The following is a 22,434-nucleotide window of genomic DNA, read 5'->3' on the forward strand; positions in this document are numbered from 1 at the left end:
AAAGGGGAATTGGCCATGGCCACCGAAAACGCCGTCAGCGCGGAAGACCTCAAGGTCGACGCCAAGAAGATGCACATCTCGACGACAGATGTCGCCATCGACATCGTCGGCATGCACAAATGGTATGGCGAGTTCCATGTGCTGAAGGACATCAACCTCAAGGTGATGCGTGGCGAGCGCATCGTCATCTGCGGTCCGTCCGGCTCCGGCAAGTCGACCATGATCCGCTGCATCAACCGCCTGGAAGAGCACCAGAAGGGCAAGATCATCGTCGACGGCAAGGAACTCACCAACGATCTGAAGAAGATCGACGAGGTGCGCCGCGAGGTCGGCATGGTGTTCCAGCACTTCAACCTGTTCCCGCATCTGACAATCCTGGAGAACTGCACGCTGGCGCCAATCTGGGTGCGCAAGACGCCAAAGAAGCAGGCCGAGGAAATCGCCATGCATTTCCTGAAGCGCGTCAAGATCCCGGAGCAGGCCAACAAATATCCTGGACAGCTCTCCGGCGGCCAGCAGCAGCGCGTGGCGATCGCCCGCTCGCTCTGCATGAACCCGCGCATCATGCTGTTCGACGAGCCGACCTCGGCGCTCGACCCGGAAATGATCAAGGAAGTGCTGGAGACGATGGTTGGCCTTGCCGAAGAAGGCATGACCATGCTGTGCGTCACCCACGAGATGGGCTTTGCCCGCAAGGTCGCCAACCGGGTGATCTTCATGGATCAGGGCCAGATCGTCGAGCAGAACACGCCGGCCGAGTTCTTCGATAATCCGCGCCATGAGCGCACGAAACTGTTCCTGTCGCAGATCCTGCACTGAAGCGGCGGCCGGTAACAGGGTGCTCGAAGCGCCTCTCCGCTTCGTCATTCTAGGGCGGAGCAAGGAGCGAAGCGACGCGGCGCAGACCCTAGAATCCATGCCGTGACATCGGGGCTTCGCTGCGGTTCAGAATTCTGCGCCGTTGCGCCCTACGGCAAAGGTCACGGCATGGATCCTCGGGTCAAGCCCGAGGATGACGAAGTCACGAACGGCTTCGGCCAGTCTCGCGGCGGCAAATGCGACGGACCTACCGCGCCTGATGCGAAAATTCCTGCGATACCTTGCGACATTAGTGGCGGCGGCGCCTCTAGCCGCGGCGATCGGAACATTGGTGCCGCACCCGCTCTGGCCGGCAGCGAGAGCCGCAGGCGAGAGCACCCGGCACATACTGGTTCTGAAGAACGCGATCCATACCGACATTGCGATACCGCTGGATGATGATGTACGCCGGCGCTTCCGTTTTCTCGTCGAGGCCGGCCAGCCTGCCGATGCGCCGGCCGCGCGCTATTTCGTCTTCGGCTGGGGCGGCCGCGCCTTCTATCTGGAGACGCCAAACTGGTCCGAACTGAAGGCCGCGCCTGTCTTGAAGGCGCTGACGCTCGATGCCTCGGTCATGCATGTCGACGTCGCCGGCGCAATTGAAGAGCCGCATCCCAATGTCGCCGGCTTCGACATCGACGAGGCGCATTTCTCCGCGCTGCTTGATTACATTCAGGCGAGTTTCCAACAGGGGTCGAACGGGCCGATGGGTATCGACAATGCTGGCTATTCCAGCTTCGATCGCTTCTACGAGGCCAATGGCAATTTCAACGCGCTGATCGGCTGCAACACCTGGACGGCGGCGGCACTGCGCACCGCCGGCTTGCGCACCGGCTGGTGGAATCCGTTGCCGGTGTCGCTAGGGTGGTCGTTGAGGTTGTATGATTGAGGTGGCGCTCCGCGAATTGGCAAGTATCGCGTTCCTTCGCGCCCCCCTCTGTCCTGCCGGACATCTCCCCCACGAGGGGGGAGATTGGCAGTTGGAGCGCCGGCTCTTATCCTGCAACGTTGACCATTGGCGAAGGCAGCGGTGACAGCTGATCTCGCCCCAAGTGGGGGAGATGTCCGGCAGGACAGAGGGGGGCGCTGTCCCGCCGGCCAATCCAATTTTGTCGGCCGCCCGGTAGGCCCCTACCGCCGCACCACCTTCCGCTCTTCCCATCCATAGAGCCAGTCGAGATCAGCCGCGAGTTTCTCCGCCGGGCGCGTCGCCAGCACGAAATTGCGCGCGATCGCAACCGGGCCCCATGCGTGCCAGGCCATGCGGTTGAGCGCGCCGCGTCTGAGCACCTTCTCGATGCGCGGGCGCCTGCGATTTTCCCATGTGGAGAGGTTCTGCCGCGGATCGCCGGCGAAGTCGGCGACCAGATCGGCGAGCGTCGCGGCATCCTCGATCGCCATCGCCGCGCCCTGCGCCGCGAACGGGGTCATGGCGTGCGCCGCGTCTCCGATCAGGGCTACGCCCTGCGGCATCGTCCAGCGCGTCTGCTCGACGGTGTGGATCGGAAACGCCGTCCATGGCCCGGCAAGCGCGACAAGCCTTGCCAGCGCGGGCGACGTGCCGCGCATGGCGCTGGCGAGAATGGCGGGATCGGCATGGCCGGACCAGCCTTCGGCGATGCGCTCGCCCTTGGTGAAAGCGGCGAGGTTGAAGTCGCTGCCTTTGCTCACCGGATAGGCGACCATATGGAAACCGGCATGGAGGAAGGCGGTGATGCAGTCGCCGGCGGCGATCGCCGCAAAAGCCTGGCCGGCGGCGCTTGTCGCTGCAATCGTTGCGCGCCAGGCCAGCTCGCCCGAGAAGCGGTTCTTCCCGAAAGCCGGCTCTCGACCCACAAGCACCGTGCGAACCGACGACCAGACGCCGTCGGCGCCGATCAGCAGGCCGCCGGCGGCCTCGATGCTGCCGCCATCCGTTTCGGCGGTGACGGCGATGTTTTGCGGCTGAACAGCGACGTCCGTCACCCGCGCGCCGGTGACGAGTTGGATCTCGGGATGCTCTGCCATGCGCGCCGCCAGCGCGGCCTGCAGGTCGGCGCGGTGCGCCACCAGATAGGGCGCGCCCCAGCGCTCTTCGCCGGTCTGGCCGAGCGGCACGCGCGCCAGTTCCCGCAAGTTGGCGGCGTCCTTCAGCACCACCGCTTCCGGGCGGATCGCGTTCAGCCGCAACCGGTCGAGCGCACCGAGCCGGCTGAGGATACGGGTTCCGTTGGGGGAAAGCTGGATGCCGGCGCCCACCGCTTCGAGCTGGCCGGCCTGTTCCAGCACTGTGACGGCATGGCCGTGTTCGGCAAAGGCAAGAGCTGCCGTCAGTCCGGCGATACCGGCCCCGGCGATGACGACCTGCCGGGACCGCGCCTCATCCATGGTCTAGCGGTCACCCATGATCTGAGATCAGGCAGCCTTGTCGATATAGAGGCAGCCGGCAGGCTCGGTTTCCGTCGCCTTCAGCTTCGGCGAATAGCGATAGAGCGTCGAGCAGTACGGGCAGACCTTCTCATTGTCGTCGCCCATGTCGAGGAATACATGCGGATGGTCGAAAGGCGGATTGGCGCCGGTGCACATGAATTCCTTGACGCCGATATCGATTGCCGGATGGCCCGCATCGTTCTGGAAATGGGGAATGGTACCGCCTGCCATCGTCGTCTCCTTCAGTTCGGCCCGTTTGCATCTGGATCATAACCGGCCGGTTTGCAAGATCGATGAAATGAAACTGTCGCAAAAGGCTGGCACAGGATAAGTTGAGCCGGTTAAGCGCATGAGCCCGGAAACGAAGCGATTCCGTGACATCATGCGTCATAAAAGCGTGTTAGAGCGTGCATAGCGCGTCCGGCGGCGTATGGCGCTCAAAGAACGACGTTGTGGGCAAGAGCAGGAACCATGAACGAACTGAAGCCGGTGCAGAGCGAGTTCATCACCGTCGAGGCGGCGAGCCCGGACGGCGGCAATCCAGATCGTTTCGTCAACCGCGAGTTTTCCTGGCTGCAGTTCAACCGCCGGGTGCTCGAGGAATCGCTGAACGAGCATCACCCGCTGCTCGAGCGCGTTCGCTTCCTGTCGATCTCGGCCGCAAATCTCGACGAGTTCTTCATGGTGCGCGTCGCCGGCCTCGCCGGTCAGGTGCGCGAGGGCATCGCGTTGAAGAGCCCGGACGGCCGCACGCCTGAGCAGCAGTTGGAGCAATTGCTGCGCGAGGTCGAGCGCCTGCAGGAAGACCAGCAGAAGAGCCTGTCGGCCCTGATGGAGCTGCTCAACAAGGAAGGCATCGAAAGCATCCCCCGCGATGGCCTGACCAAGGACGAGAAGGCGTGGCTGGAGGAGCATTTCCAGGATCAGGTCTTCCCGGTGCTGACGCCGCTGTCGATCGACCCGGCGCACCCGTTCCCGTTCATCCCCAATCTCGGTTTCTCGATGGCGCTGCAGCTGCGCCACCGCAAGAACGGCGAAGAGATGAGCGCGCTCTTGCGCTTGCCGGTGGCGCTACGGCGTTTCATCCGTCTGCCCGACCGCAAGCATCATGTCCGCTTCATCCCGCTGGAAGAAGCGGTCGGCCTCTATATCGGCAAGCTCTTCCCTGGATACGAGGTCAAGGGCTCGGGCACGTTCCGCATCATTCGCGACAGCGATATCGAGGTGGAGGAGGAATCGGAAGACCTCGTTCGCCTGTTCGAGACGGCGCTGAAGCGCCGCCGCCGCGGCTCCGTCATCCGCATCGAATTCGACACGCTGATGCCGGCCGAGTTGCGCGACTTCGTCGCCGGCGAGCTCGGAGTGTCGTCGAGCCGCATCAGCGTGCTCACCGGGCCGCTGGCGCTCAACCAGATCTCCGAGATCGTCGCCATTCCGCGCGACGACCTCAAATTCACGCCCTACAACCCGCGCTTTCCCGAGCGCATCCGCGAGCATGGCGGCGACTGCCTGGCCGCGATCCGCGAGAAGGACATCATCGTCCACCACCCCTACGAATCCTTCGACGTCGTGGTGCAGTTCCTGCGCCAGGCGGCGGCCGATCCGGAAGTCGTCGCCATCAAGCAGACGCTCTACCGCACCTCGAACGACAGCCCGATCGTGCGGGCGTTGATCGACGCGGCGGAGGCCGGCAAGTCGGTGACGGCGCTCGTCGAGCTCAAGGCGCGCTTCGATGAAGAGGCCAATATCCGCTGGGCGCGCGACCTCGAGCGCGCCGGCGTCCAGGTCGTGTTCGGCTTCCTGGAGTTGAAGACCCACGCCAAGATGTCGCTGGTGGTCCGCCGCGAGGACGGCCGGCTGCGCAACTACGTGCATCTCGGCACCGGCAACTACCATCCGGTCACCGCCCGCATCTACACCGACCTGTCCTTCTTCACCACCGACCCGACGATCGCGCGCGATGTCGCGCAGATCTTCAACTTCATCACCGGCTACGCCGAGCCTGCCGAGGAGATGCGTCTTGCGGTGTCGCCGTTCACGCTGCGCGACCGCATCCTCAGGCACATCGCCGAGGAGATCGCCCATGCGCTCGAGGGCAGGCCGGCCCGTATCTGGATGAAGATGAACGCGCTCGTCGATCCGACCGTCATCGACGCTCTCTATGACGCCAGCCGCGCCGGCGTCGAGATCGATCTCGTCGTGCGCGGCATCTGCTGCCTGAGGCCGCAGGTGCCGGGTCTTTCCGAGAACATCAGGGTGAAGTCGATTGTCGGCCGCTTCCTCGAGCACAGCCGCATCTACTGCTTCGGCAACGGCCACGGTCTGCCGTCCGACGAAGCGATCGTCTACATCTCCTCGGCCGATATCATGCCGCGCAATCTCGACCGCCGCGTCGAGACCCTGGTGCCGATCACCAATCCGACTGTGCATGAACAGGTGCTTGGCCAGATCATGCTCGGCAACATCATGGACAATCAGCAAAGTTTCGACGTATTGGCTGATGGCACCTCCCGGCGCGCTGCGCTCGAGGAGGGCGAGGAACCGTTCAACGCGCAGGAATATTTCATGACCAATCCGAGTCTTTCCGGACGGGGTGACGCGCTGAAATCGCATGCGCCCAGGCGCATTGCCCAGTTTAAGCGCCGCAAGAAGAACGCCGCCGCGTGATTTCAGTCTCCCAGGGCCGGCTCCAGGACCGGCGGCCGCTGTCGATCATCGACATCGGATCGAACTCGATCCGCCTCGTCGTCTATGAAGGGCTGGCGCGCTCGCCGACGATGCTGTTCAACGAAAAGATGCTGGCCGGCCTCGGCCGCGGCATCGTTTCGACGGGCAAGCTCGATCCCGAGGCGGTGACGCGCTCGATGGAGGAGTTCCGCCGTTTTCGCGCGCTTTCGGATCAAGCCGGCGCCGAGCACATCTATGTGCTGGCGACTGCGGCCGCGCGCGAGGCGGTCAACGGCCCGGACTTCATCCACCGCGCCGAGGATGTGCTGAAGACCGAGATCCGAGTGCTCTCCGGCCGCCAGGAAGCGCATTATTCGGCGCTTGGCATCATTTCCGGCTTCTATCCGGCCAACGGCATCGCCGGCGACCTTGGCGGCGGCAGCCTGGAACTCGTCGACATCAATGGTGAGGCGATCGGCGACGGTATCACGCTGCCGCTCGGCGGCCTGCGCCTGCAGGACATGGCGAAGAACTCTCTCGTCCAGGCGCAGAAGATCGCGCGCCAGGAACTGGCGCGGGCGAAGCTTTTGAAGGGTGGGCAGGGCAGGGTGTTCTACGCCGTCGGCGGAACCTGGCGAAACCTCGCCCGGCTCCATATGGAGATGACCAACTACCCGCTCGGCGTCATGCATCATTACGAGATCGCCGCCGACAGCGCCCTGAACTTCCTTAGGCAGGTGGCCAAGGGCGAGGTCGAAAAGGTCAAGGGCATCGAAGGCGTCTCCAAGAACCGCCGCTCGCTGCTGCCTTACGGTGCGGTCGTGCTGCAGGAAATCATGGCGGCAATGGAGCCCTCGAAGGTCGTCGTCTCGGCGCAGGGCGTGCGCGAAGGCTTCCTCTATTCGCTGCTCGACGCCGCCGAGCAGAAGGCCGATCCGCTGATCTCCGCGGCGGAGGAACTGGCGCTGCTGCGCTCGCGCTCGGTCCATCACGCGCATGACCTCGTCGAATGGACGGACAAGGCTTTCAAGGCCTTCGGCATCGACGAGACGGTGGATGAGGCGCGCTACCGCCACGCCGCCTGCCTACTTGCCGATATCGGCTGGCGGGCGCATCCCGAATATCGCGGCCGGCAGTCGCTCAACATCATCGCGCATGCGTCCTTTATCGGCGTCGACCATCCTGGCCGCGCCTATCTGGCCCTGACCAACGCCTATCGCCATGACGGCATCTTCAACGATGCGATCGCGCCCGAGATCAAGACCCTGGCGCCGCCGCGCATGCTCGAGCGCGCCCGCGCGCTGGCGGCGATGATGCGCGTCGTCTACCTGCTGACGGCGGCGATGCCCGGGGTCATGCCGCGGCTGAAATGGGAAAGCCGCGGCAACGGTGCGCTTGCGCTGGTGCTGCCGGCGTCGCTTGCCGACCTCTATGGCGAACGACCTGCCGGGCGGCTGGCGCAACTGGCGCGCATCACCAACCGCCGGCTGGTGCTGGCGGTCGAAGGCGGGCCAAGCATTTCCGTCAAGTGACGGATCAGGTGATCTCGGCACCGACGCCAAAAGGGCGGCCGTCGGCCGACCATGCGCCGGCGCCGGCCATGGCGAGCGCCAGGAAGCCCCCGGCAATGGCAATGTCCTTCATCAGCATCTGCTGGTGCATGAAGGCGAGGGTCGCATCCTCGCCGCCCTGGCCGAAATGGCCGATGAAGCCGGCGACGATAGTGAAGGCGGCAAGCAGCAGCGCCGCGATCCGCGTCTGAAAACCGACAAGAATCAAAAGTCCGGCGATCAGCTCGAACAGGCCGGTGCCCCAGGCCGCCAGGGTCGGTAGCGGCAGGCCGAGGCCGGTGAAATAATTGATCGTGCCGGATATATTGGTCAGCACCTGGAAGCCCGAGGGCACGAACAGCGCGGCAAGCAGGAGCCGCGAGGCGAGAAGCAACGCGTTGCGGTTCATGGCCCACCTCCCTTGCCGGTACCCGGGAATGCACCGGCTCTCGGTGCAGTGTACGCCTGCACTCTATAAAACTAAAACGCGGCGCGTAAAATTCCGCGCCGCCAAAGTTTCAGCTTGGGAGGGGAAGGAGATCAGCCGCGCTTGGCGTCGATCGAATAGGCGCCGGCGCCGGAGGAGGCGAGCAGGATAAAGCCGCCGGTGATGGCGAGGTTCTTGAGAAACTGGATCATCTGCATCTGGTCGGCCCAGCCGGTGTGAGCAACCAGGCCGGTAGCGATCGTGAAGATGGCGAGCAACCAGGCGGCGATCCGCGTCTGGAACCCGACAAGAATGGCAAGGCCGCCGAGCAGCTCGATGAGGCCGACCACGACGGCCGTCACGGTCGGAAGCGGCAGGCCGAGGGCGCCGAAATAGCCGGCGGTGCCGGAAATGGCGGTAAGCTTGCCGAAGCCGGAAAGCAGGAAGATGACGGCGAGCAGGATACGGCCGAGCAGGATGGTGGTGGCACTGTTGGACGCGATGCTGGTACCGGCGGCGGAAGTGTTGATGGACATTGGCGAGTCTCCGAATCGTGTTGAATGCCCAGTCAGATAGACGACGAAGACTGTTCACCAAAGCCGCCGATGCGGCGACACATTGTTCACAGGCAGTATGTTTCGGTGACCGGCGGACGCGCGCGAAAATCGTGTCGGCGGATTGGGATTAACGAGTAAATTGTGCCCCCGCAAAATAGCCAAACTATCGGTTGGGGGTTGCAGTCGCAGACCTCGGGGACTAGCCGAAACGCCCGATCGGGTCGTCTTCGCCCTGGAACGACGACCCCTTTGGCCTGTCCGCGCCGCGAGAACTACCCCGGATGCGTCATGTCCTCGGGCCGCACCAGCCGGTCGTAGTCGGCCTCGCTGACCAGCCCGGTGGCCAAGGCTTCCTCGCGCAGCGTGGTGCCGTTCTTGTGCGCGGTCTTGGCGATCTTGGCGGCGTTGTCGTAGCCGATGGTGGGGGCGAGCGCCGTCACCAGCATCAGCGAGCGCTCCAGCGCCGCCTTGATGTTGTCTTCCCGCGCCTCGATGCCGACGACGCAATTGTCGGTGAAGGATACGGAAGCGTCGGCAAGCAGCTGCACCGACTGCAGGAAATTATAGGCCATCAGCGGGTTGTAGACGTTGAGCTCGAAATGGCCCTGGCTGCCGGCGAAGGTTAGCGCGGCATTGTTGCCGAACACCTGCACGCAGACCTGCGTCAGCGCCTCGCACTGCGTCGGGTTGACCTTGCCCGGCATGATCGACGAGCCCGGCTCGTTCTCCGGCAGCGACAGCTCGCCGAGGCCCGAGCGCGGGCCTGAACCGAGCAGGCGGATGTCGTTGGCGATCTTGAACAGCGCCGCCGCCGCCGCGTTGATCGCGCCGTGCGAGAACACCATGGAATCGTGTGCTGCGAGCGCCTCGAACTTGTTCGGCGCCGTCACGAAGGCGATGCCGGTGATGGCAGCGATCCGGTCCGCCACCTTTTCCGCAAAGCCAACCGGCGCGTTGAGCCCGGTGCCGACCGCGGTGCCGCCCTGCGCCAGTTCCTGCAGGCCGGGCAGCGTCTGCTCGATGCGCTTGATCGACGACGCGACCTGCGCGGCGTAGCCGGAGAATTCCTGGCCGAGCGTAAGGGGTGTGGCGTCCTGCGTGTGGGTGCGGCCGATCTTGATGATGTGGTTGAAGGCGCGGGCCTTGGCGTCGAGCGCTTTGTGCAAATGGTGTAGCGCCGGGATCAGGTGATGCGCGACCCGCTCGGCGCAGGCGACATGCATGGCCGTCGGATAGGTGTCGTTCGACGACTGGCTCATATTGACGTGGTCATTCGGGTGCACGGGCTTCTTCGAGCCCATCACGCCGCCGAGCATCTCGATGGCCCGGTTGGAGATCACTTCATTGGCATTCATGTTGGACTGCGTGCCCGAACCGGTCTGCCAGACCACGAGCGGGAAATGGTCGTCGAGCTTGCCGTCGATCACTTCCTGCGCGGCGTCCACGATTGCCTTGCCGATGGCTGGATCCAGCCGTTTCATCTCCGTGTTCACTTCGGCCGCGGCGCGCTTGACGATGCCCAGCGCGCGCACGATCGAGGCCGGCTGCTTTTCCCAACCGATCTTGAAATTGCCGAGCGAACGCTGCGCCTGCGCGCCCCAGTAGCGGTCGGCCGCGACCTCGATGGGACCGAATGTATCGGTTTCGGTTCTGGTCTTCTCAGCGCTCACGGGAAATCTCCGGTCTGTCGATTTGCGCAAGGGCGTATCGCGTTGCACAAAACCCTTCAAGCGGAGATTGCGGGCGAGGAAGATGCAAATCGGTTGAAGGGGGCTGCCGATCTCCCCCTTGTGGGCGAGATCAGCCCTCCATCGGCGGTCCAACAATGTCGATGCCGTTCTCGGCGCAGAGTCTCGTCAGCGTCGCCATCATCTCGGGGGTCGGCGCCCCCGGCTGCGGCAGGTCCGGCCGTTCGGCGGGGCGGCTCGCCAGGCGTACCATCGTCTCGAAATCCGAGCCGCGCGTGACGGTGAGCGCATGCGCGCCTTGCGGAGATTCGACCCTGTATGTATGCGGCAGGCCTTTCGGCGCGATGACGGTTTCGCCCGCGCCCACGACCCGCTCATGGCCGTTGATCTGGAAACGCATTTGTCCTTCGAGAATGTGAAATACCTCGTCTTCGTTGCGGTGCACATGCAGCGGCGGGGAATCGCCATAGGGCAGGCGATGCTCGATGACGCAGATGCCGTCCTCTCCGTCGGCCGAAGAGACCTGGATGGCGACGAGCGTGTTGTTGAACCAAAGGAGTTTCTTGCCTGCGATGGTCCGGTTGATCATTGTCATGGTGTCTCTGCTTTGTGTTGGGCCGGCGAAGCGGCGTCGACGGCGAACTAACCAGCGACGCGTGGGCGATGGAAATCGAATGATCATATGGACTGAATTGATGCGATGAATTTGAACGCGCTCGATCTCAACCTGGTGAGGGTGCTCGACGCGCTTTTGCGCGAGAAAAGCGTGACGCGCGCCGGCGAGCAGATCGGCCTCAGCCAGCCTGCGGTGAGTGCCGCGCTCAACCGCCTGCGGCATACGCTCAACGACCAGCTCTTCGTGCGGCGCGGCAACGACATGGTGCCGACGCCCCGCGCCGAAAGCCTGGCCGGGCCTGTGCGTGCCGCGCTGCGCGAGATCGAGCGTGCTTTCCAGCCGGCGAAGGACTTCGATCCGGCCAGGCTGGAGCGGACCTTCACCTTCATGGGCGCGGATTTCTTTTCCATGCTCCTGATGCCGCCCTTTGCGGCGCGCATCGCGGCGGTGGCGCCATCAGTGTCGTTCCGCTTCCTCGACAGCGCCATCGGCGACGTCTCGAAACTGTTGCAGGAGGACCAAATCGACGTGGCGCTGGAGCGTCCCCTGGAAGTCGCCGAATGGGTTTCCAGCATGCCGCTGTTCGGCTCGCCCTTCGCCGTCATCGCGGCGAAGGGCAATGCAGCGCTCAATCGGGCCGGCATTGCCGAAGGCGAGCAGGTGCCGCTCGATCTGTTCTGCGAGCTGCCGCACGCGCTGCGCTCCATCGACGGCTCGATGTCGGGCTTCACCGATGACGCGCTGGGCAGGATGGGCCGAACGCGCCGGGTCACGCTTGCCTTGCCGCATTTCCAGGCCGTCGCGCTGGCCGTGGCGAGCGGACCCTATCTGGCGGCCGTTCCAATGCAGTTCGCGGCCGTGGCGGCGAAATCCTTGCCGCTCGGCATCTACCGGGCGCCGATCTCGATTCCCTCGCCGGCGGTCAGGATGTACTGGCACGCCCGCCATGACGACGAGGCGCCGCATCGCTGGATCCGCGAGCAGATCCTGGTGGAGGTCGAGGCGCTCGGTTTCCGCAACCTGGAGGATGAGGTCGGGGAGTAGATCTCACTCTGTTATCCGGCCGCCAGGCCGATGGCCCCGGGCTGGCGCAGCGCGAGCCGCCCCGCGACATAGTCCTTGACCTGGCGGACCGCCTGCGCGCGCGACACGCTGCCCGGCTGCAGGCCAAGCCTGAGCCACAGCCCGTCGATCAGTGCGGTGACGCCGAGTACGATCTCCGCGGCCAACTCCGGGGATGCGAGGCCGCGCAGGCCGGACAACAGGTTCGAGCGCATGCGCGCGTGGATCACTCGCTGGATGCGCGCCAGCTTCTCGTCGCGCGGCACCTCGGCGCACAGGGACAGCCAGGCGTGGCAGAGCGGCGGCAGGAAGAGGTGCTCCTCGAAATTGCCCTCAATGACCGCGTCCAGCCGCTCCATCGGCGTTCGCGCGCGCTTGAGCCGCGCCACCACCGCGTTGCACAGCACGGCATTGGCTTCGCGCATCGCGTGCTCGAACAGTTCCTGCTTGTTGCGGAAATAGTGCAGCACGATGCCCTTCGAGGCGCCGGCCTGGGCCGCGACCTTTTCCAAGGTGGCGCCGGCAATGCCCTCGCGCTCGAGCACCGCAAAGGCCGCTTGCCGCAACTCCTTGCGGCGTATGTCGCTGAGACGTGTGAGCTTCACCGGAGAGATCCATGTTTGCGAATCCATGTTGACATTTTCGCCCGCTCAGATCAATCATTGACCGATGGGACAATAACATGACCAAAGGGTCAACAGAGGAGAACCGGAATGGTGCGCTTGCTTGCGAATGGCGTCTGTCTCGCTGCCTTGATGGTGGCCGCTCAAACCGTTCAGGCGGCCGAGGCGGAGGAATGCAGGGTGGTGCGAATGGCCGAGCCCGGCTGGAACGATCTCGCCTTCACGACGGGCGTGGCCAAGGTCCTGCTCCAGGCGCTCGGCTATGAGCCGCAGAGCGACGTGCTTGGCATCAACGTCATCTACGAAGGCATGAAGAACAAAGACCTCGACCTGTTCCTCGGCTACTGGGATCCGGCCATGGTCACTTATTACGAGCCGTACAAGAAGGACGGCTCGATCGAGAATGTGCGGGTCAATCTGGTCGGCGCCAAATACACCTTCGCCGTGCCGACCTATGTCTGGGAAGCCGGCGTCAAGGACCTCTCCGACCTGCACAAATTCGCCGACAAGTTCGGGAAGAAGATGTACGGCATCGAGCCCGGCTCAAATCAGCTGATGATGGATGCCATCGCCGATCCTCAGTTCCAGCTCGACGGCTGGCAGGTGGTCGAATCGAGCGAAGCCGGCATGCTCTCTGAGGTCGGCTACCAGATCAAGGAGAAGCAGTTCATCGTCTTCCAGGGCTGGGCGCCGCATCCGATGAACACGATGTACGACTTCAAGTATCTGACCGGCGGCGACAAGTTCTTCGGCCCGAATTTCGGCGCCGCGACGGTGACGACCCAGGTGCGCAAGGGATTCCTGCAGGAGTGCCCGAACGTGGCGCAGTTCCTGAAGAACCTTGCCTTCGACATCGATCTGGAAAATGTCGGCATGGGCTACCTCATCAATGACGGCATGAAGCCGGAGGAAGCGGCGCTTAAGTCGATCACGCTCAACAAGGATCGTGTCGACGCCTGGCTTGCCAGCGTCACCACCTTCGACGGCAAGCCCGGCCTCGCCGCGGTCAAGGAAAAGCTTGGACTGTGAGGCCCGCGGCATTGGATCTGTCGGGACAGGGGGGCGAGCAGGACGCCTGGGCCGGCCGCAAGCGATTCGTCGATGTCGGTGGCCTCGACCTCGCCTATGTCGAGGTCGCCGGCTCGGAACCGCCGCTCGTCCTGGTGCACGGCTTCACCGACACCAGCCGCAGTTTCTCGTTGCTGGCGCCGCATCTTTCCGCGCGGCGGCTGATCATGCCGGACCTGCGCGGCCATGGCGCCTCGCAGGCGGGCAGGGGCTTTGGCATCGCCGATTTCGCCGACGATGTCGCCGGGCTGATCCGCAACCTGCGGCTCGCCCGGCCGGTCGTTCTCGGCCATTCGCTGGGTGGCATGGTCGCCATGCAGGTGGCCGCGCGGCATCCGGAACTGGTCGGCGGGCTGGTCGTCCTGGCCGGGGCGCTGAAGGCAGATTTCGCGCCGGACCATCCGTTGGTTGCCGGCGTGGCGGAACTGCGCGACCCGATCTCGCCGACTGATCCGTTCTACGACTGGTGGCACGCCTGCGGGTCCGGCGTGCCACGGGCCCTTCTTGCCGGCCTGGCGGCGGACGCTTCGGCGATGCCGGCGGCGCGCTGGCGCGCCATTCTCGAAGAAATCCGCCGGACGGATCTGACCGCGGCGGCGCGGGCCGTGCGGGTCCGGACGTTGATCATTGCCGGCGCCTGCGATCCGCTCTTCGGCCAAGCGCACCAGGAGGCTTTGGCCGAGGCGCTTGCCGGATCGCGTCTCGTCTGGGCGCAGGACTGCGGCCACAACCCGCATTGGGAAGACCCGGCCTTCGTCGCCAAGGCAATAGCCGACGTGCTGCCAGCCGAGTGACTACCGCAACAGCGATCGGGCCGTAGGCGTGAGGCGCAACATCTCTGCCGGCTTCGTCGAAGCAGGCTGCATGATTTGGCGAACCGCCTGCCATGCCGGGGAAGCGCCAAGGTCGTTCCGATAGTTCGCATGGGCGTCGTCGAAACCGATGACGGCGATGAAGACATTCTCGCCGGCTCGCACCGGCAGCCGCGAAAAGGTGTTTTCGGCATGCTCGCTGACGAAGGCGCCGAGCAGCCGGGCGCCGCTCGCCGTCAGTTGCGGAACCATTTCCGCCTGGAAACGATCGGCGAATCCGGCCTCCATGCCGTGGCGCAAATGATGAATCGAAATCTCAACAATGCCGTCTAAGTGAGGCTCTCGGCTTCCGTTTTCGGCTTGGCTGGCTGTACGCCGTTTCGGTCCCGACAGGTCGAAGCCCGCATCCGGCCACGCGGGCTTCAGCAACAGCACGTCGTCGGAATCGATCATCGTCGCATTGGCGGCGTTGCGATGCTCGGCCCACACCGGGCCGTCATAGAAAGCGGTGAGCGCTTTCCTCCTGGCCTCCATGTCGGCGAAGCCACGCAGCCAGACGAACATGTCGGGACGGTCGAGGTCGCGGAACTGGCCGATGATGGTCATGCCCGCGGCTTCCTGGCTCTCGATGAACTCCCGGTCGAACAGCGCGATAAGCGTTTCGCGCTGGCCGGGTTTCAATTTGTATTGCCTGAGCTCCACGATCGGCGACGCAAGGCGGGAAGGTCTGTTCATGGCTAGACTCTCGAAAAAAGGGTGTTTATCCTGTTTATAAACAGACCGGTTGTCCTGTTTTGTCAATATGCTACGTTCTTCCCCTTCTCTCCCACGGGGAAAGGTGGAGGTGGCGATGCGCAAGAAGCGGACTAACGATCCGCAGGGCATGCGGCGGCGCGTGCTCGACGTGGCGGAAGATTGCTTCCAGGCGCGCGGCTATCACGCCTCGAGCCTCGGCGACCTGATGGCGGCGGCCGGCGTCACCGGCGGCGCGCTGCACCATCATTTCCCGACCAAGAAGGCGCTGGCGCTGGCGGTGATCGAGGAGCGGGTGGCGGCCGCGGTTGAGGAGACCTGGATCGAGCCGGTGCGGGCGGCGCCTTCGGCGCGCAACGGCGTGCGCGCCGTGTTTGAGGCGGTAGCGGCCGCGCTCGAGCAGCAGGGCTATGTGCGCGGCTGCCCGCTCAACAATCTGGCGCATGAGCTGTCGCTCGCCGATCCCGATTTCCGTATTGCGTTGGCCGATATCTTCGCCGGCTGGCGGCGGGCGATCTCCGACAAGGTGCGCGCCGATCAGGAGGCCGGCCTGGAAGGTGGGACCGATCCCGACCGCTTTGCCGCGCTGACGGTGGCGGCTTACTCCGGCGCCATGTCGATGGCCAAGGCCGAGCAGGATGCCGGTGTGTTGCGGCAGTGCCTGGAGGGTTTGGAGCGGGTCGAGCCCCCGCCATCACAGAACGGTTCGCCCGCCAGACGACGCCGCAGGGTGGTGCGGCAGCAGGCAATCCGCTGATGCCGGTATGAGGATCATCTTAAGTCCCTGACTGAAAGGCAGCCTTCACTCCCTCAGCGGCTTGATCGTCTCGAACCCCACTTCGCTCTGCGCGCTCGTCCCCTCGTCGTAGCGCCGCGCCAGCACCGCTTGCAGGTCGGGCGAATAGAGCGCGGTGAAGCTGTCGATCACCGTGCCGGAATCGCCGGTCAGCGTCTCTTTCACCGTCAGCACCGTGTATTTGCAGTCGCCCAGCTTGTAGGTGTCCTTGCCCTTGACGCTTAAAGCCAGTGTTTCGGTGCCCTTCGGCGCCTTCTTCGCCGAAAGCCGCACGAACTCGGTCTTGCTCTTGGCACCGGCCTTCAGCGGGAAGAGCTTTTTGAGGTCGCCGAGCGGGATCATTGACAGCCGGCCCGTGTCGCTATCGCGGAAAATCTCGATCAGCCCGGCGTAGAGATATTGCGTCTGCGGCGATTGCGACTGGTAGTTGTTGGCGACCGCGACCATGCCGCCCGGCGCCGGCCGGAACTCGCTGCGGATGCCGGGCTTCTCCAGCACGAAGCCGGCCTTGGCGGATTTGGCGTCCACGCAGTCGGCCGCCTCGGCGGTGCCGGCGAGGGCAAGCATGGCGAGGGCCACACAGGTCGTCACGGGTTTCATGCCTTCTCCCCTGCAAGTGTGTTCTGGAAGGAATGACAGACCCTCTCTGCGCTGTCGACCCAAGTGCCCTTGACGAATTCAACCAATGCTTGAAAAGAGGCGCCAATCTGGACGATCCGGCAGTGAAAATGTTCCAATGGCGCGATGATGAATCGCCGATCCTCAGCATTCTTGTCCCGGCGCGATCTCTTGGCCCGGGCGGCCGGCCTTGCCGCGACCTGCGCCCTGCCGGACACCAGCTTCGCCCAGACCGGCCAGCCTATCCAGCCGATTGACGCCACCTTCCTGTTCATCGCCGATATCCATGCCTGCCGGATGGCGACCGGGCTCAGCCCGCATTGCGAGCAGGAGGGCAAGACCGACGCGGCATTGCTGCGCAATGTGGCGGCGCTCAACGCAATCGGCGACAAAGAGTGGCCGGCCGAGATCAGCGGCGCCGCCACCGGCCTGCGCTCGGCCGGCACACGCATCGGCACGCCGGTCGGCCTCGTCACCGGCGGCGACATCACCGATGACGGCGGCGGCCAGATCACTGAGCCGAGCGAAGGCACACAGCTTCTGCAGTTCAGCCAGCGTTACCAGCAAGGGATCGGCCCTGATCGCGTGCATGTTCCGGTCTATGTCGGGCTCGGCAATCACGATCTCGACCAGAATGGACCGACGCGCCATGTCGACTGGTACCGTCGCGAGATGCGCGATTATGTCGAGGTCAACCATCGCCCCGGCGTCTTCTTCAAGCCGCCGGTGCCGGCGACCAATTACGATGTCGATACCGACTGCTATTCCTGGGACTGGGGCGGGCTGCACCTCGTCCAGACGCATCGCTTCGCCGGCGACACCGGCCATGACGCGATAGGCAGCCTGCCATGGCTGAAGCAGGATCTGGCGACCTATGCCGGCGACGGCCGCCCGGTGATCCTCTTCCAGCACTATGGCTGGGACACCTTCTCGGTCGAGCGTTGGGATCCAGTGAAGCGCACCTATGGCGACGACGGCGCCGGCCGCCCGCATTGGTGGGGCGACGCCGACCGCCAGGCGCTTGTCGCCACGCTGAAGGGTTATAATGTGATCGCCATTTTCCACGGCCATCAGCACGCAGTGCCGATGATCTACCGGCGCGACGGGCTCGACCTCGTCAAGCCGAAGGCGGCTTTCATGGGCGGCTTCGCGCTGGCGCGGGTGACCGATGACCACATGGACGTGGTCTTGGGTGAGGCGGCCGGCGACCATGGCGAGGTCGTCTTCACCAACGCCTTCGCCAAAAGCTGGGCCACCTGAACGGAGAAGCCGGGGTAGAGTTGCGCCAGGCCGTTGTTCGAGCTGTTCTGCGGTCTTGGCGCGGTCGGCGCTCAAACGACGAACAGGCTGGCGCGCGGGTCGGCTATGGCCCTCGCGGCTATGGGTCAGAGCGCCTTGCGAGCCTTGTCCTTCACGTCGCCGTAGGCTTGGCGCACCCTGCCGGCGATTCTTTCGGACATGCCTTCCACCTGCAATCGTCGGCTGCCGGTGGCCTTGCCGGCCGCCTGCTTCAGCCTGCCTTTTACCTGCTTGGCGATGCCGGCAACTTGATGCCTGTTCACCATATCCGCATCTCCTGGGCCTGGAATAGGAGCGGGATGCGCCAACCGCATCCGGCATGACAACGAACGGGCAATGCTTGAGTTCCGTGCAGCCTGGGCATGACAGGCAGCCCGTGCCGGGCGTTTCAGATCTGACCGCGGGGCCTGCTGGTCACATCGCCTTTTTGAGCATGGCTTTCATGTCGCCACAGGCCTTCTGCACCTGGCCTGCCGACTTGTCCGCCATGCCCCTGATTTCCATCGGCCGGTTGCCGGTGGCCTTGCCTATGGCTTGCCGGATCGAACCTTTGATCTGCTTCGCCAAGCCCACTATTTGGTCCATGTTCACCATCTCCGCATCTCCCGGAGATCCAATTCGCGAGGAGAAACGGGCCGGAGTGCTTCGCGGTTCCGTTGCGCCAAAGCACACCGGTCGAGGATAATTGACCGGCGACCGAATTCGGCATAATATGTAACCAAATGGATACGCATTATGCCGCAGGCTGAGCACGACCGTTCCGTCTTCCGCGCCATCGCCGATCCGACGCGGCGCGCCATCCTCGACCGGCTGCGGCAGGGCCCCGCGCCGGTCAACGAACTGGCGTCCGCCTTCTCGCAGAGTCGGCCGGCCATTTCCAAGCATCTGAGGATACTGCGCGAGCTCAACGTCGTTTCCGAGCAGCGGCAGGGCCGCGAGCGAGTCTACCGGCTGGAGCCGGCGGAATTGAAGGATGTCGCCGACTGGATCCTGCCTTACCGGGACTTCTGGCAGCACAGCCTCGGCAATCTCAAATCCTACCTGGAGAATGAATGATGGCCATTCAAGACAAGCCGCGCGCGATCGCCGACATTTCCGCCGGTACCATCCTTGCCACGGTGACGATCGCCGTGCCGCCGGAGCGCGTCTTCCGCGCCATTACCGCTGAGGACCAGATCCCGCTCTGGTGGGGCGCCGACAACATGTACCGGACGACGAAGCACACGGCCGATGTCCGGCCGGGCGGCGCCTGGCGCTCGGAAGGCAAGGGCGCGGACGGGCAGGACTTCCATGTCGCCGGCGAGTATCTCGAGGTCGAGCCGCCGCATCGTCTGGTGATGACCTGGAAGGCGCCCTGGGACGGCGATAACCTCACCACCGTCACCTATACGCTCGAAGCCGTCGAGAACGGCACCCGGCTGACGCTGCGCCATGACGGCTTCGGGTCGCGACGGGACTCCTGCCGCGATCACGGTTCCGGTTGGGAGCGCGTGCTGGGCTGGTTGGACGAATTCCTTGCCAAGGAGACGGCTGCCAGGTCGCCTTCCGTCTTCCATTGCCGGCTGATTCCGCCGCGTCCGGATTTCGCCTTCACCCTGACGGAGGAGGAGAGGGCGCTGATGAATGCGCATGCCGACTATCTGCGCGGCCTGCTTCGTGAAGGCAGAATGATGATTGCCGGCCCAGTCGCCGATCCAGCCGGACCGTGGGGGCTTCTGATCCTGCAGGTCGGCACGGAAGCCGACGCCAGGGCGGTTACCGAAGGCGACCCGGTGGCGCGTTCCGGCCGCGGCTTCCGCTATGAAATCCTGCCGATGATGAGCACGATCATGTAAGGCGAATGGAAAACGCCTCTCGCGCTTTTTCAGGGCGCGGGAGGCGTCTTTTGTTATCAGCTTTTCTCGATACTCGTGAACTGCCGACAACAGGGACAAAACCGCCAGCCGGCAAAAGGGTTCCCGGCAAAACAAAATTTTTTGCTCGGCCGGATGCGACGCATTTCCCGGCTCCGTGCTAAAGGCACTTGCCAGCATGAGGATAGCCTTGCCGCACGACCGACCCTGCCCGACCCTGCTTGACGCATCAGCCGCCTTCGACTGCCAGAGCTGCGGCGCCTGCTGCGCCTATTCGGCGGACTGGCCGCGCTTTTCGACCGAAGAGGATGCCGAGCTCGACCGCATCCCCGACGAGCTGGTCGCGACCGATCTGTCAGGCATGCGCTGCGAGGACGGCCGCTGCGCCGCGCTTCACGGCGAGGTGGGCAAGCAGACGGCCTGCGCGATTTACGAAGCCCGCCCGCATGTCTGCCGCGCCTGCATGCCCGGCGGCGACGACTGCCTGATGGCAAGGGCCGCCCATGGGCTGGCGGCGGAACTGCCAATCTCCCCCCAAGTGGGGGAGATGGCCGCGAAGCGGTCAGAGGGGGTCGTCTCACATAAATCGCCAACGTGATCGCGTCGGGAAAAGGCCGCGCTCTACACGAGGCGAGCCCCCTCTGTCGCCTTCGGCGACATCTCCTCGCGAGGGACCACAAGGGGGAGATTACTCTCTTCCCCCGCTTGCCCACACTCGGACCTCCCGATACCTTCCGCGCCGGGCAGGCCGTGGAGGAAACCGTGAGCATCGAATTCCTGTTGACGTCGCTGATTATCGTCGCTTCGCCCGGCACCGGCGTTCTTTACACGCTGAGCGCCGGCCTCTCGCGCGGCGCTCGCGCCGCGATCATCGCCGCTTTCGGCTGCACGCTGGGCATCATCCCGCACATGGCGGCGGCCATTACCGGCCTTGCCGCGGTGCTGCACACAAGCGCCGTCGCCTTCGAGACGCTGAAATATCTCGGCGTCGCCTATCTGCTCTACATGGCCTGGAACACGCTGAAGGAGAAGGGCGGTCTTGCTCTCGATCAGAACGTCGCGCCACGCTCTGCCCGAAAGGTGATCACCTCCGGCATCCTGATCAACATCTTGAACCCAAAACTGTCGATCTTCTTCTTCGCCTTCCTGCCGCAATTCGTCAACACCACGGAGCCGCACGCTTTCGCCAGGATGCTGGAGTTGTCCGGCGTCTTCATGCTGATGACCTTCCTTGTCTTCGTCGTCTACGGCGTGTTCGCGGCTTCGGTGCGCAGCCATGTCGTGTCGCGGCCGATGGTGCTGACCTGGATGCGCCGCACCTTCGCCGGCGCCTTCGTCATGCTGGGGGCCAAGCTGGCCCTGGCGGATCGGTAAGCGAACTGTCTATCCCTATCGCCCGTCCGCGACACGAATTGACGCAGGGATGGCCGAGCGCTGGCGCTGCTGATCTCCCTCCTTGAGGGGGAGATGTCGCCGAAGGCGACAGAGGGGGTCGCCGCGCGTTGGAGCGCCAGCGCCTTCGTTGCACGGGAGGCGTCGCCGGCGCCTTACGCGCGGCGACCCCCTCTGCCCTGCCGGGCATCTCCCCCTCAAGAGGGGAGATCGGCTGTTGCCCAGGCCTTCGCCAATCGCAACAGTATGGAAGCCCGCTTTTGGACCGGCTGCCGCATGCCAAACAAAAAGGGCGACATGTCTGCCGCCCTTTCCATATTCGCTATGGGACCGGACTTCTTAGAAATCCATGCCGCCACTCAAGCCCGCTTGCGGGCTTGAGCAATGTTAAATGATGGGCGTGCTTTATGGACTTCTGGTTGCGAATGATCTTGTCCGAAAAGTCTGCAACTTTTCGGGATCATTCGTCAATTAGAAGTCCATGCCGCCACTCAAGCCCGCTTGCGGGCTTGAGCAATGTTAAATGATGGGCGTGCTTTATGGACTTTTGGTTGCGAATGATCTTGTCCGAAAAGTCTGCAACTTTTCGGGATCATTCGTCAATTAGAAGTCCATGCCGCCACTCAAGCCCGCTTGCGGGCTTGAGCAATGTTAAATGATGGGCGTGCTTTATGGACTTTTGGTTGCGAATGATCTTGTCCGAAAAGTCTGCAACTTTTCGGGATCATTCGTCAATTAGAAGTCCATGCCGCCCATGCCGCCCATGCCGCCGCCAGGCATGCCGCCCGGCATACCGCCGGCGGCTTCCTTCTTCGGAGCCTCGGCGATCATGGCTTCGGTGGTGACCAGCAGGCCGGCGACCGAGGCCGCGTCCTGGAGAGCGGTGCGGACGACCTTGACCGGGTCGACGATGCCCATGGCGATCATGTCGCCATATTCGCCGGTCTGGGCGTTGAAGCCGAAGGTCGCGCCCTTGTTCTCGAGGATCTTGCCGGCAACGATCGAGGCTTCCGCACCAGCATTGGCCGCGATCTGGCGAGCCGGAGACTGCAGCGCGCGGCGCACGATGTTGATGCCGGCAGCCTGGTCGGAGTTGACGCCGGTTGCCTTGAGGTTGGCCGAAGCGCGCAACAGCGCGACGCCGCCGCCGGCGACGATGCCTTCTTCAACGGCCGCGCGGGTCGCGTTCAGAGCGTCGTCAACGCGGTCCTTCTTTTCCTTGACCTCGACTTCCGTCGCGCCGCCGACGCGGATCACCGCGACGCCGCCCGCGAGCTTCGCCAGACGTTCCTGCAGCTTCTCCTTGTCGTAGTCCGAGGTGGTCTCCTCGATCTGCTGCTTGATCTGGGCGACGCGGCCCTGGATCTCGGCCTTCTTGCCGGCGCC

At 64.2% G+C, this 22,434-nt stretch carries 24 protein-coding genes and 1 pseudogene; 13 read left to right on the forward strand and 12 right to left on the reverse strand.

What is annotated here, in order from left to right; translation table 11 throughout:
• The first annotated feature begins 15 nt into the window (after positions 1-15).
• Together CK215_RS25535 and CK215_RS25540 are read left to right on the forward strand one after the other, a co-directional pair.
• Positions 16-819 carry an amino acid ABC transporter ATP-binding protein gene (locus CK215_RS25535; RefSeq protein WP_066997155.1) on the forward strand — a complete coding sequence of 268 codons (804 nt, stop codon included), beginning with the start codon at positions 16-18 and terminating at the stop codon, positions 817-819.
• Positions 820-1,078: 259 nt separating this feature from the next.
• Complete coding sequence (locus CK215_RS25540) at positions 1,079-1,747, forward strand: TIGR02117 family protein (RefSeq protein ID WP_095832539.1); 669 nt, start codon at positions 1,079-1,081, stop codon at positions 1,745-1,747.
• Between the two features lie 242 nt (positions 1,748-1,989).
• Here the strand turns inward: CK215_RS25540 and CK215_RS25550 are convergent, their stop codons facing one another.
• Together CK215_RS25550 and CK215_RS25555 are read right to left on the reverse strand one after the other, a co-directional pair.
• Positions 1,990-3,225 (reverse strand): FAD-dependent monooxygenase, encoded by a 1,236-nt coding sequence (locus tag CK215_RS25550; protein WP_095832540.1) that lies wholly within the window; start codon positions 3,223-3,225, stop codon positions 1,990-1,992.
• Between the two features lie 27 nt (positions 3,226-3,252).
• On the reverse strand, positions 3,253-3,498 hold the full coding sequence (locus CK215_RS25555) for a zinc-finger domain-containing protein (protein ID WP_095832541.1): 246 nt from the start codon (positions 3,496-3,498) through the stop codon (positions 3,253-3,255).
• Positions 3,499-3,738: 240 nt separating this feature from the next.
• Between CK215_RS25555 and CK215_RS25560 the strand changes: the two genes are divergently transcribed.
• Positions 3,739-5,934, forward strand: a complete 2,196-nt coding sequence (locus CK215_RS25560; protein ID WP_095778335.1) for an RNA degradosome polyphosphate kinase — start codon at positions 3,739-3,741, stop codon at positions 5,932-5,934.
• The gene (gene ppx / locus CK215_RS25565) at positions 5,931-7,466 is read left to right on the forward strand and encodes an exopolyphosphatase (RefSeq protein ID WP_095778336.1); all 1,536 of its coding nucleotides are present in this window, start codon (positions 5,931-5,933) and stop codon (positions 7,464-7,466) included. Before CK215_RS25560 ends, ppx begins: the two co-directional genes overlap by 4 nt.
• A 4-nt stretch (positions 7,467-7,470) precedes the next feature.
• Here the strand turns inward: ppx and CK215_RS25570 are convergent, their stop codons facing one another.
• From CK215_RS25570 to CK215_RS25585, 4 genes are all read right to left on the reverse strand, one after another.
• A complete protein-coding gene (locus tag CK215_RS25570; RefSeq protein ID WP_067001141.1) occupies positions 7,471-7,893 on the reverse strand; it encodes a DoxX family protein in 423 nt (140 codons plus the stop codon).
• A gap of 131 nt (positions 7,894-8,024) precedes the next feature.
• The gene (locus tag CK215_RS25575) at positions 8,025-8,447 is read right to left on the reverse strand and encodes a DoxX family protein (RefSeq protein ID WP_067001137.1); all 423 of its coding nucleotides are present in this window, start codon (positions 8,445-8,447) and stop codon (positions 8,025-8,027) included.
• A gap of 293 nt (positions 8,448-8,740) precedes the next feature.
• A complete protein-coding gene (gene fumC / locus CK215_RS25580) occupies positions 8,741-10,138 on the reverse strand; it encodes a class II fumarate hydratase (RefSeq protein WP_095832542.1) in 1,398 nt (465 codons plus the stop codon).
• A gap of 130 nt (positions 10,139-10,268) precedes the next feature.
• Positions 10,269-10,751, reverse strand: coding sequence for a cupin domain-containing protein (locus CK215_RS25585; protein ID WP_095832543.1), 483 nt, complete (start codon positions 10,749-10,751; stop codon positions 10,269-10,271).
• Between the two features lie 105 nt (positions 10,752-10,856).
• On the opposite strand from CK215_RS25585, the gene CK215_RS25590 reads away from it, so the two are divergent.
• Positions 10,857-11,816 carry a LysR family transcriptional regulator gene (locus tag CK215_RS25590; protein ID WP_095832544.1) on the forward strand — a complete coding sequence of 320 codons (960 nt, stop codon included), beginning with the start codon at positions 10,857-10,859 and terminating at the stop codon, positions 11,814-11,816.
• Positions 11,817-11,827: 11 nt separating this feature from the next.
• Here CK215_RS25590 and betI read toward each other — a convergent pair whose 3' ends face one another.
• Entirely contained in the window at positions 11,828-12,439 is a 612-nt protein-coding gene (gene betI / locus CK215_RS25595) for a transcriptional regulator BetI (protein WP_095832555.1), read from the reverse strand.
• A 108-nt stretch (positions 12,440-12,547) separates the two neighbouring features.
• Between betI and choX the strand changes: the two genes are divergently transcribed.
• Together choX and CK215_RS25605 are read left to right on the forward strand one after the other, a co-directional pair.
• Positions 12,548-13,486, forward strand: coding sequence for a choline ABC transporter substrate-binding protein (gene choX, locus CK215_RS25600; protein WP_095832545.1), 939 nt, complete (start codon positions 12,548-12,550; stop codon positions 13,484-13,486).
• A complete protein-coding gene (locus tag CK215_RS25605; protein WP_095832546.1) occupies positions 13,483-14,319 on the forward strand; it encodes an alpha/beta hydrolase in 837 nt (278 codons plus the stop codon). Before choX ends, CK215_RS25605 begins: the two co-directional genes overlap by 4 nt.
• Here the strand turns inward: CK215_RS25605 and CK215_RS25610 are convergent, their stop codons facing one another.
• Positions 14,320-15,195 carry an NIPSNAP family protein gene (locus tag CK215_RS25610; RefSeq protein ID WP_348628616.1) on the reverse strand — a complete coding sequence of 292 codons (876 nt, stop codon included), beginning with the start codon at positions 15,193-15,195 and terminating at the stop codon, positions 14,320-14,322. It abuts the gene before it with no gap.
• On the opposite strand from CK215_RS25610, the gene CK215_RS25615 reads away from it, so the two are divergent.
• Complete coding sequence (locus CK215_RS25615; RefSeq protein ID WP_082980652.1) at positions 15,188-15,847, forward strand: TetR/AcrR family transcriptional regulator; 660 nt, start codon at positions 15,188-15,190, stop codon at positions 15,845-15,847. The genes CK215_RS25610 and CK215_RS25615 overlap by 8 nt on opposite strands.
• A 45-nt stretch (positions 15,848-15,892) precedes the next feature.
• Here CK215_RS25615 and CK215_RS25620 read toward each other — a convergent pair whose 3' ends face one another.
• Positions 15,893-16,486, reverse strand: a complete 594-nt coding sequence (locus CK215_RS25620) for a hypothetical protein (RefSeq protein WP_067001119.1) — start codon at positions 16,484-16,486, stop codon at positions 15,893-15,895.
• A 144-nt stretch (positions 16,487-16,630) separates the two neighbouring features.
• Between CK215_RS25620 and CK215_RS25625 the strand changes: the two genes are divergently transcribed.
• Positions 16,631-17,764, forward strand: a complete 1,134-nt coding sequence (locus tag CK215_RS25625; protein WP_095778346.1) for a metallophosphoesterase — start codon at positions 16,631-16,633, stop codon at positions 17,762-17,764.
• Positions 17,765-17,889: 125 nt separating this feature from the next.
• Here the strand turns inward: CK215_RS25625 and CK215_RS25630 are convergent, their stop codons facing one another.
• Both CK215_RS25630 and CK215_RS25635 read right to left on the reverse strand, forming a co-directional pair.
• The gene (locus CK215_RS25630; protein ID WP_082980650.1) at positions 17,890-18,069 is read right to left on the reverse strand and encodes a CsbD family protein; all 180 of its coding nucleotides are present in this window, start codon (positions 18,067-18,069) and stop codon (positions 17,890-17,892) included.
• A 148-nt stretch (positions 18,070-18,217) separates the two neighbouring features.
• Positions 18,218-18,397 carry a CsbD family protein gene (locus CK215_RS25635; protein ID WP_082953881.1) on the reverse strand — a complete coding sequence of 60 codons (180 nt, stop codon included), beginning with the start codon at positions 18,395-18,397 and terminating at the stop codon, positions 18,218-18,220.
• Positions 18,398-18,538: 141 nt separating this feature from the next.
• Between CK215_RS25635 and CK215_RS25640 the strand changes: the two genes are divergently transcribed.
• The 4 genes and pseudogenes from CK215_RS25640 (at position 18,539) to CK215_RS25655 (ending at position 21,030) form a co-directional block, all read left to right on the forward strand.
• On the forward strand, positions 18,539-18,859 hold the full coding sequence (locus CK215_RS25640) for a metalloregulator ArsR/SmtB family transcription factor (RefSeq protein WP_067001113.1): 321 nt from the start codon (positions 18,539-18,541) through the stop codon (positions 18,857-18,859).
• Complete coding sequence (locus CK215_RS25645; protein ID WP_245418801.1) at positions 18,856-19,638, forward strand: SRPBCC domain-containing protein; 783 nt, start codon at positions 18,856-18,858, stop codon at positions 19,636-19,638. The genes CK215_RS25640 and CK215_RS25645 overlap by 4 nt, the downstream gene beginning before the upstream one ends.
• Positions 19,639-19,834: 196 nt before the next feature.
• Positions 19,835-20,152: pseudogene (locus tag CK215_RS25650) on the forward strand (YkgJ family cysteine cluster protein); the annotation flags it as partial.
• 266 nt (positions 20,153-20,418) lie between these two features.
• Positions 20,419-21,030 carry a LysE family translocator gene (locus tag CK215_RS25655; protein WP_095832557.1) on the forward strand — a complete coding sequence of 204 codons (612 nt, stop codon included), beginning with the start codon at positions 20,419-20,421 and terminating at the stop codon, positions 21,028-21,030.
• Between the two features lie 753 nt (positions 21,031-21,783).
• Here CK215_RS25655 and CK215_RS25660 read toward each other — a convergent pair.
• The coding region (locus CK215_RS25660; protein ID WP_280953089.1) for a TCP-1/cpn60 chaperonin family protein at positions 21,784-22,434 on the reverse strand (651 nt) is incomplete at its 5' end.

Origin of the sequence: Mesorhizobium sp. WSM3864 (assembly GCF_002294955.1) — a bacterium.
GTDB lineage: Bacteria > Pseudomonadota > Alphaproteobacteria > Rhizobiales > Rhizobiaceae > Mesorhizobium.

Coding starts and splice junctions, on each gene's coding strand:
- CK215_RS25540 (WP_095832539.1), top strand. CDS start 1,079: ATGCGAAAATTCCTGCGATACCTTGCGACATTAGTGGCGGCGGCGCCT.
- CK215_RS25535 (WP_066997155.1), top strand. CDS start 16: ATGGCCACCGAAAACGCCGTCAGCGCGGAAGACCTCAAGGTCGACGCC.
- CK215_RS25590 (WP_095832544.1), top strand. CDS start 10,857: ATGAATTTGAACGCGCTCGATCTCAACCTGGTGAGGGTGCTCGACGCG.
- CK215_RS25570 (WP_067001141.1), bottom strand. CDS start 7,893: ATGAACCGCAACGCGTTGCTTCTCGCCTCGCGGCTCCTGCTTGCCGCG.
- CK215_RS25550 (WP_095832540.1), bottom strand. CDS start 3,225: ATGGATGAGGCGCGGTCCCGGCAGGTCGTCATCGCCGGGGCCGGTATC.
- CK215_RS25630 (WP_082980650.1), bottom strand. CDS start 18,069: ATGGTGAACAGGCATCAAGTTGCCGGCATCGCCAAGCAGGTAAAAGGC.
- choX (WP_095832545.1), top strand. CDS start 12,548: ATGGTGCGCTTGCTTGCGAATGGCGTCTGTCTCGCTGCCTTGATGGTG.
- CK215_RS25620 (WP_067001119.1), bottom strand. CDS start 16,486: ATGAAACCCGTGACGACCTGTGTGGCCCTCGCCATGCTTGCCCTCGCC.
- CK215_RS25585 (WP_095832543.1), bottom strand. CDS start 10,751: ATGACAATGATCAACCGGACCATCGCAGGCAAGAAACTCCTTTGGTTC.
- CK215_RS25635 (WP_082953881.1), bottom strand. CDS start 18,397: ATGGTGAACATGGACCAAATAGTGGGCTTGGCGAAGCAGATCAAAGGT.
- CK215_RS25615 (WP_082980652.1), top strand. CDS start 15,188: ATGCGCAAGAAGCGGACTAACGATCCGCAGGGCATGCGGCGGCGCGTG.
- CK215_RS25555 (WP_095832541.1), bottom strand. CDS start 3,498: ATGGCAGGCGGTACCATTCCCCATTTCCAGAACGATGCGGGCCATCCG.
- CK215_RS25645 (WP_245418801.1), top strand. CDS start 18,856: ATGATGGCCATTCAAGACAAGCCGCGCGCGATCGCCGACATTTCCGCC.
- CK215_RS25575 (WP_067001137.1), bottom strand. CDS start 8,447: ATGTCCATCAACACTTCCGCCGCCGGTACCAGCATCGCGTCCAACAGT.
- CK215_RS25625 (WP_095778346.1), top strand. CDS start 16,631: ATGATGAATCGCCGATCCTCAGCATTCTTGTCCCGGCGCGATCTCTTG.
- CK215_RS25560 (WP_095778335.1), top strand. CDS start 3,739: ATGAACGAACTGAAGCCGGTGCAGAGCGAGTTCATCACCGTCGAGGCG.
- CK215_RS25640 (WP_067001113.1), top strand. CDS start 18,539: ATGCCGCAGGCTGAGCACGACCGTTCCGTCTTCCGCGCCATCGCCGAT.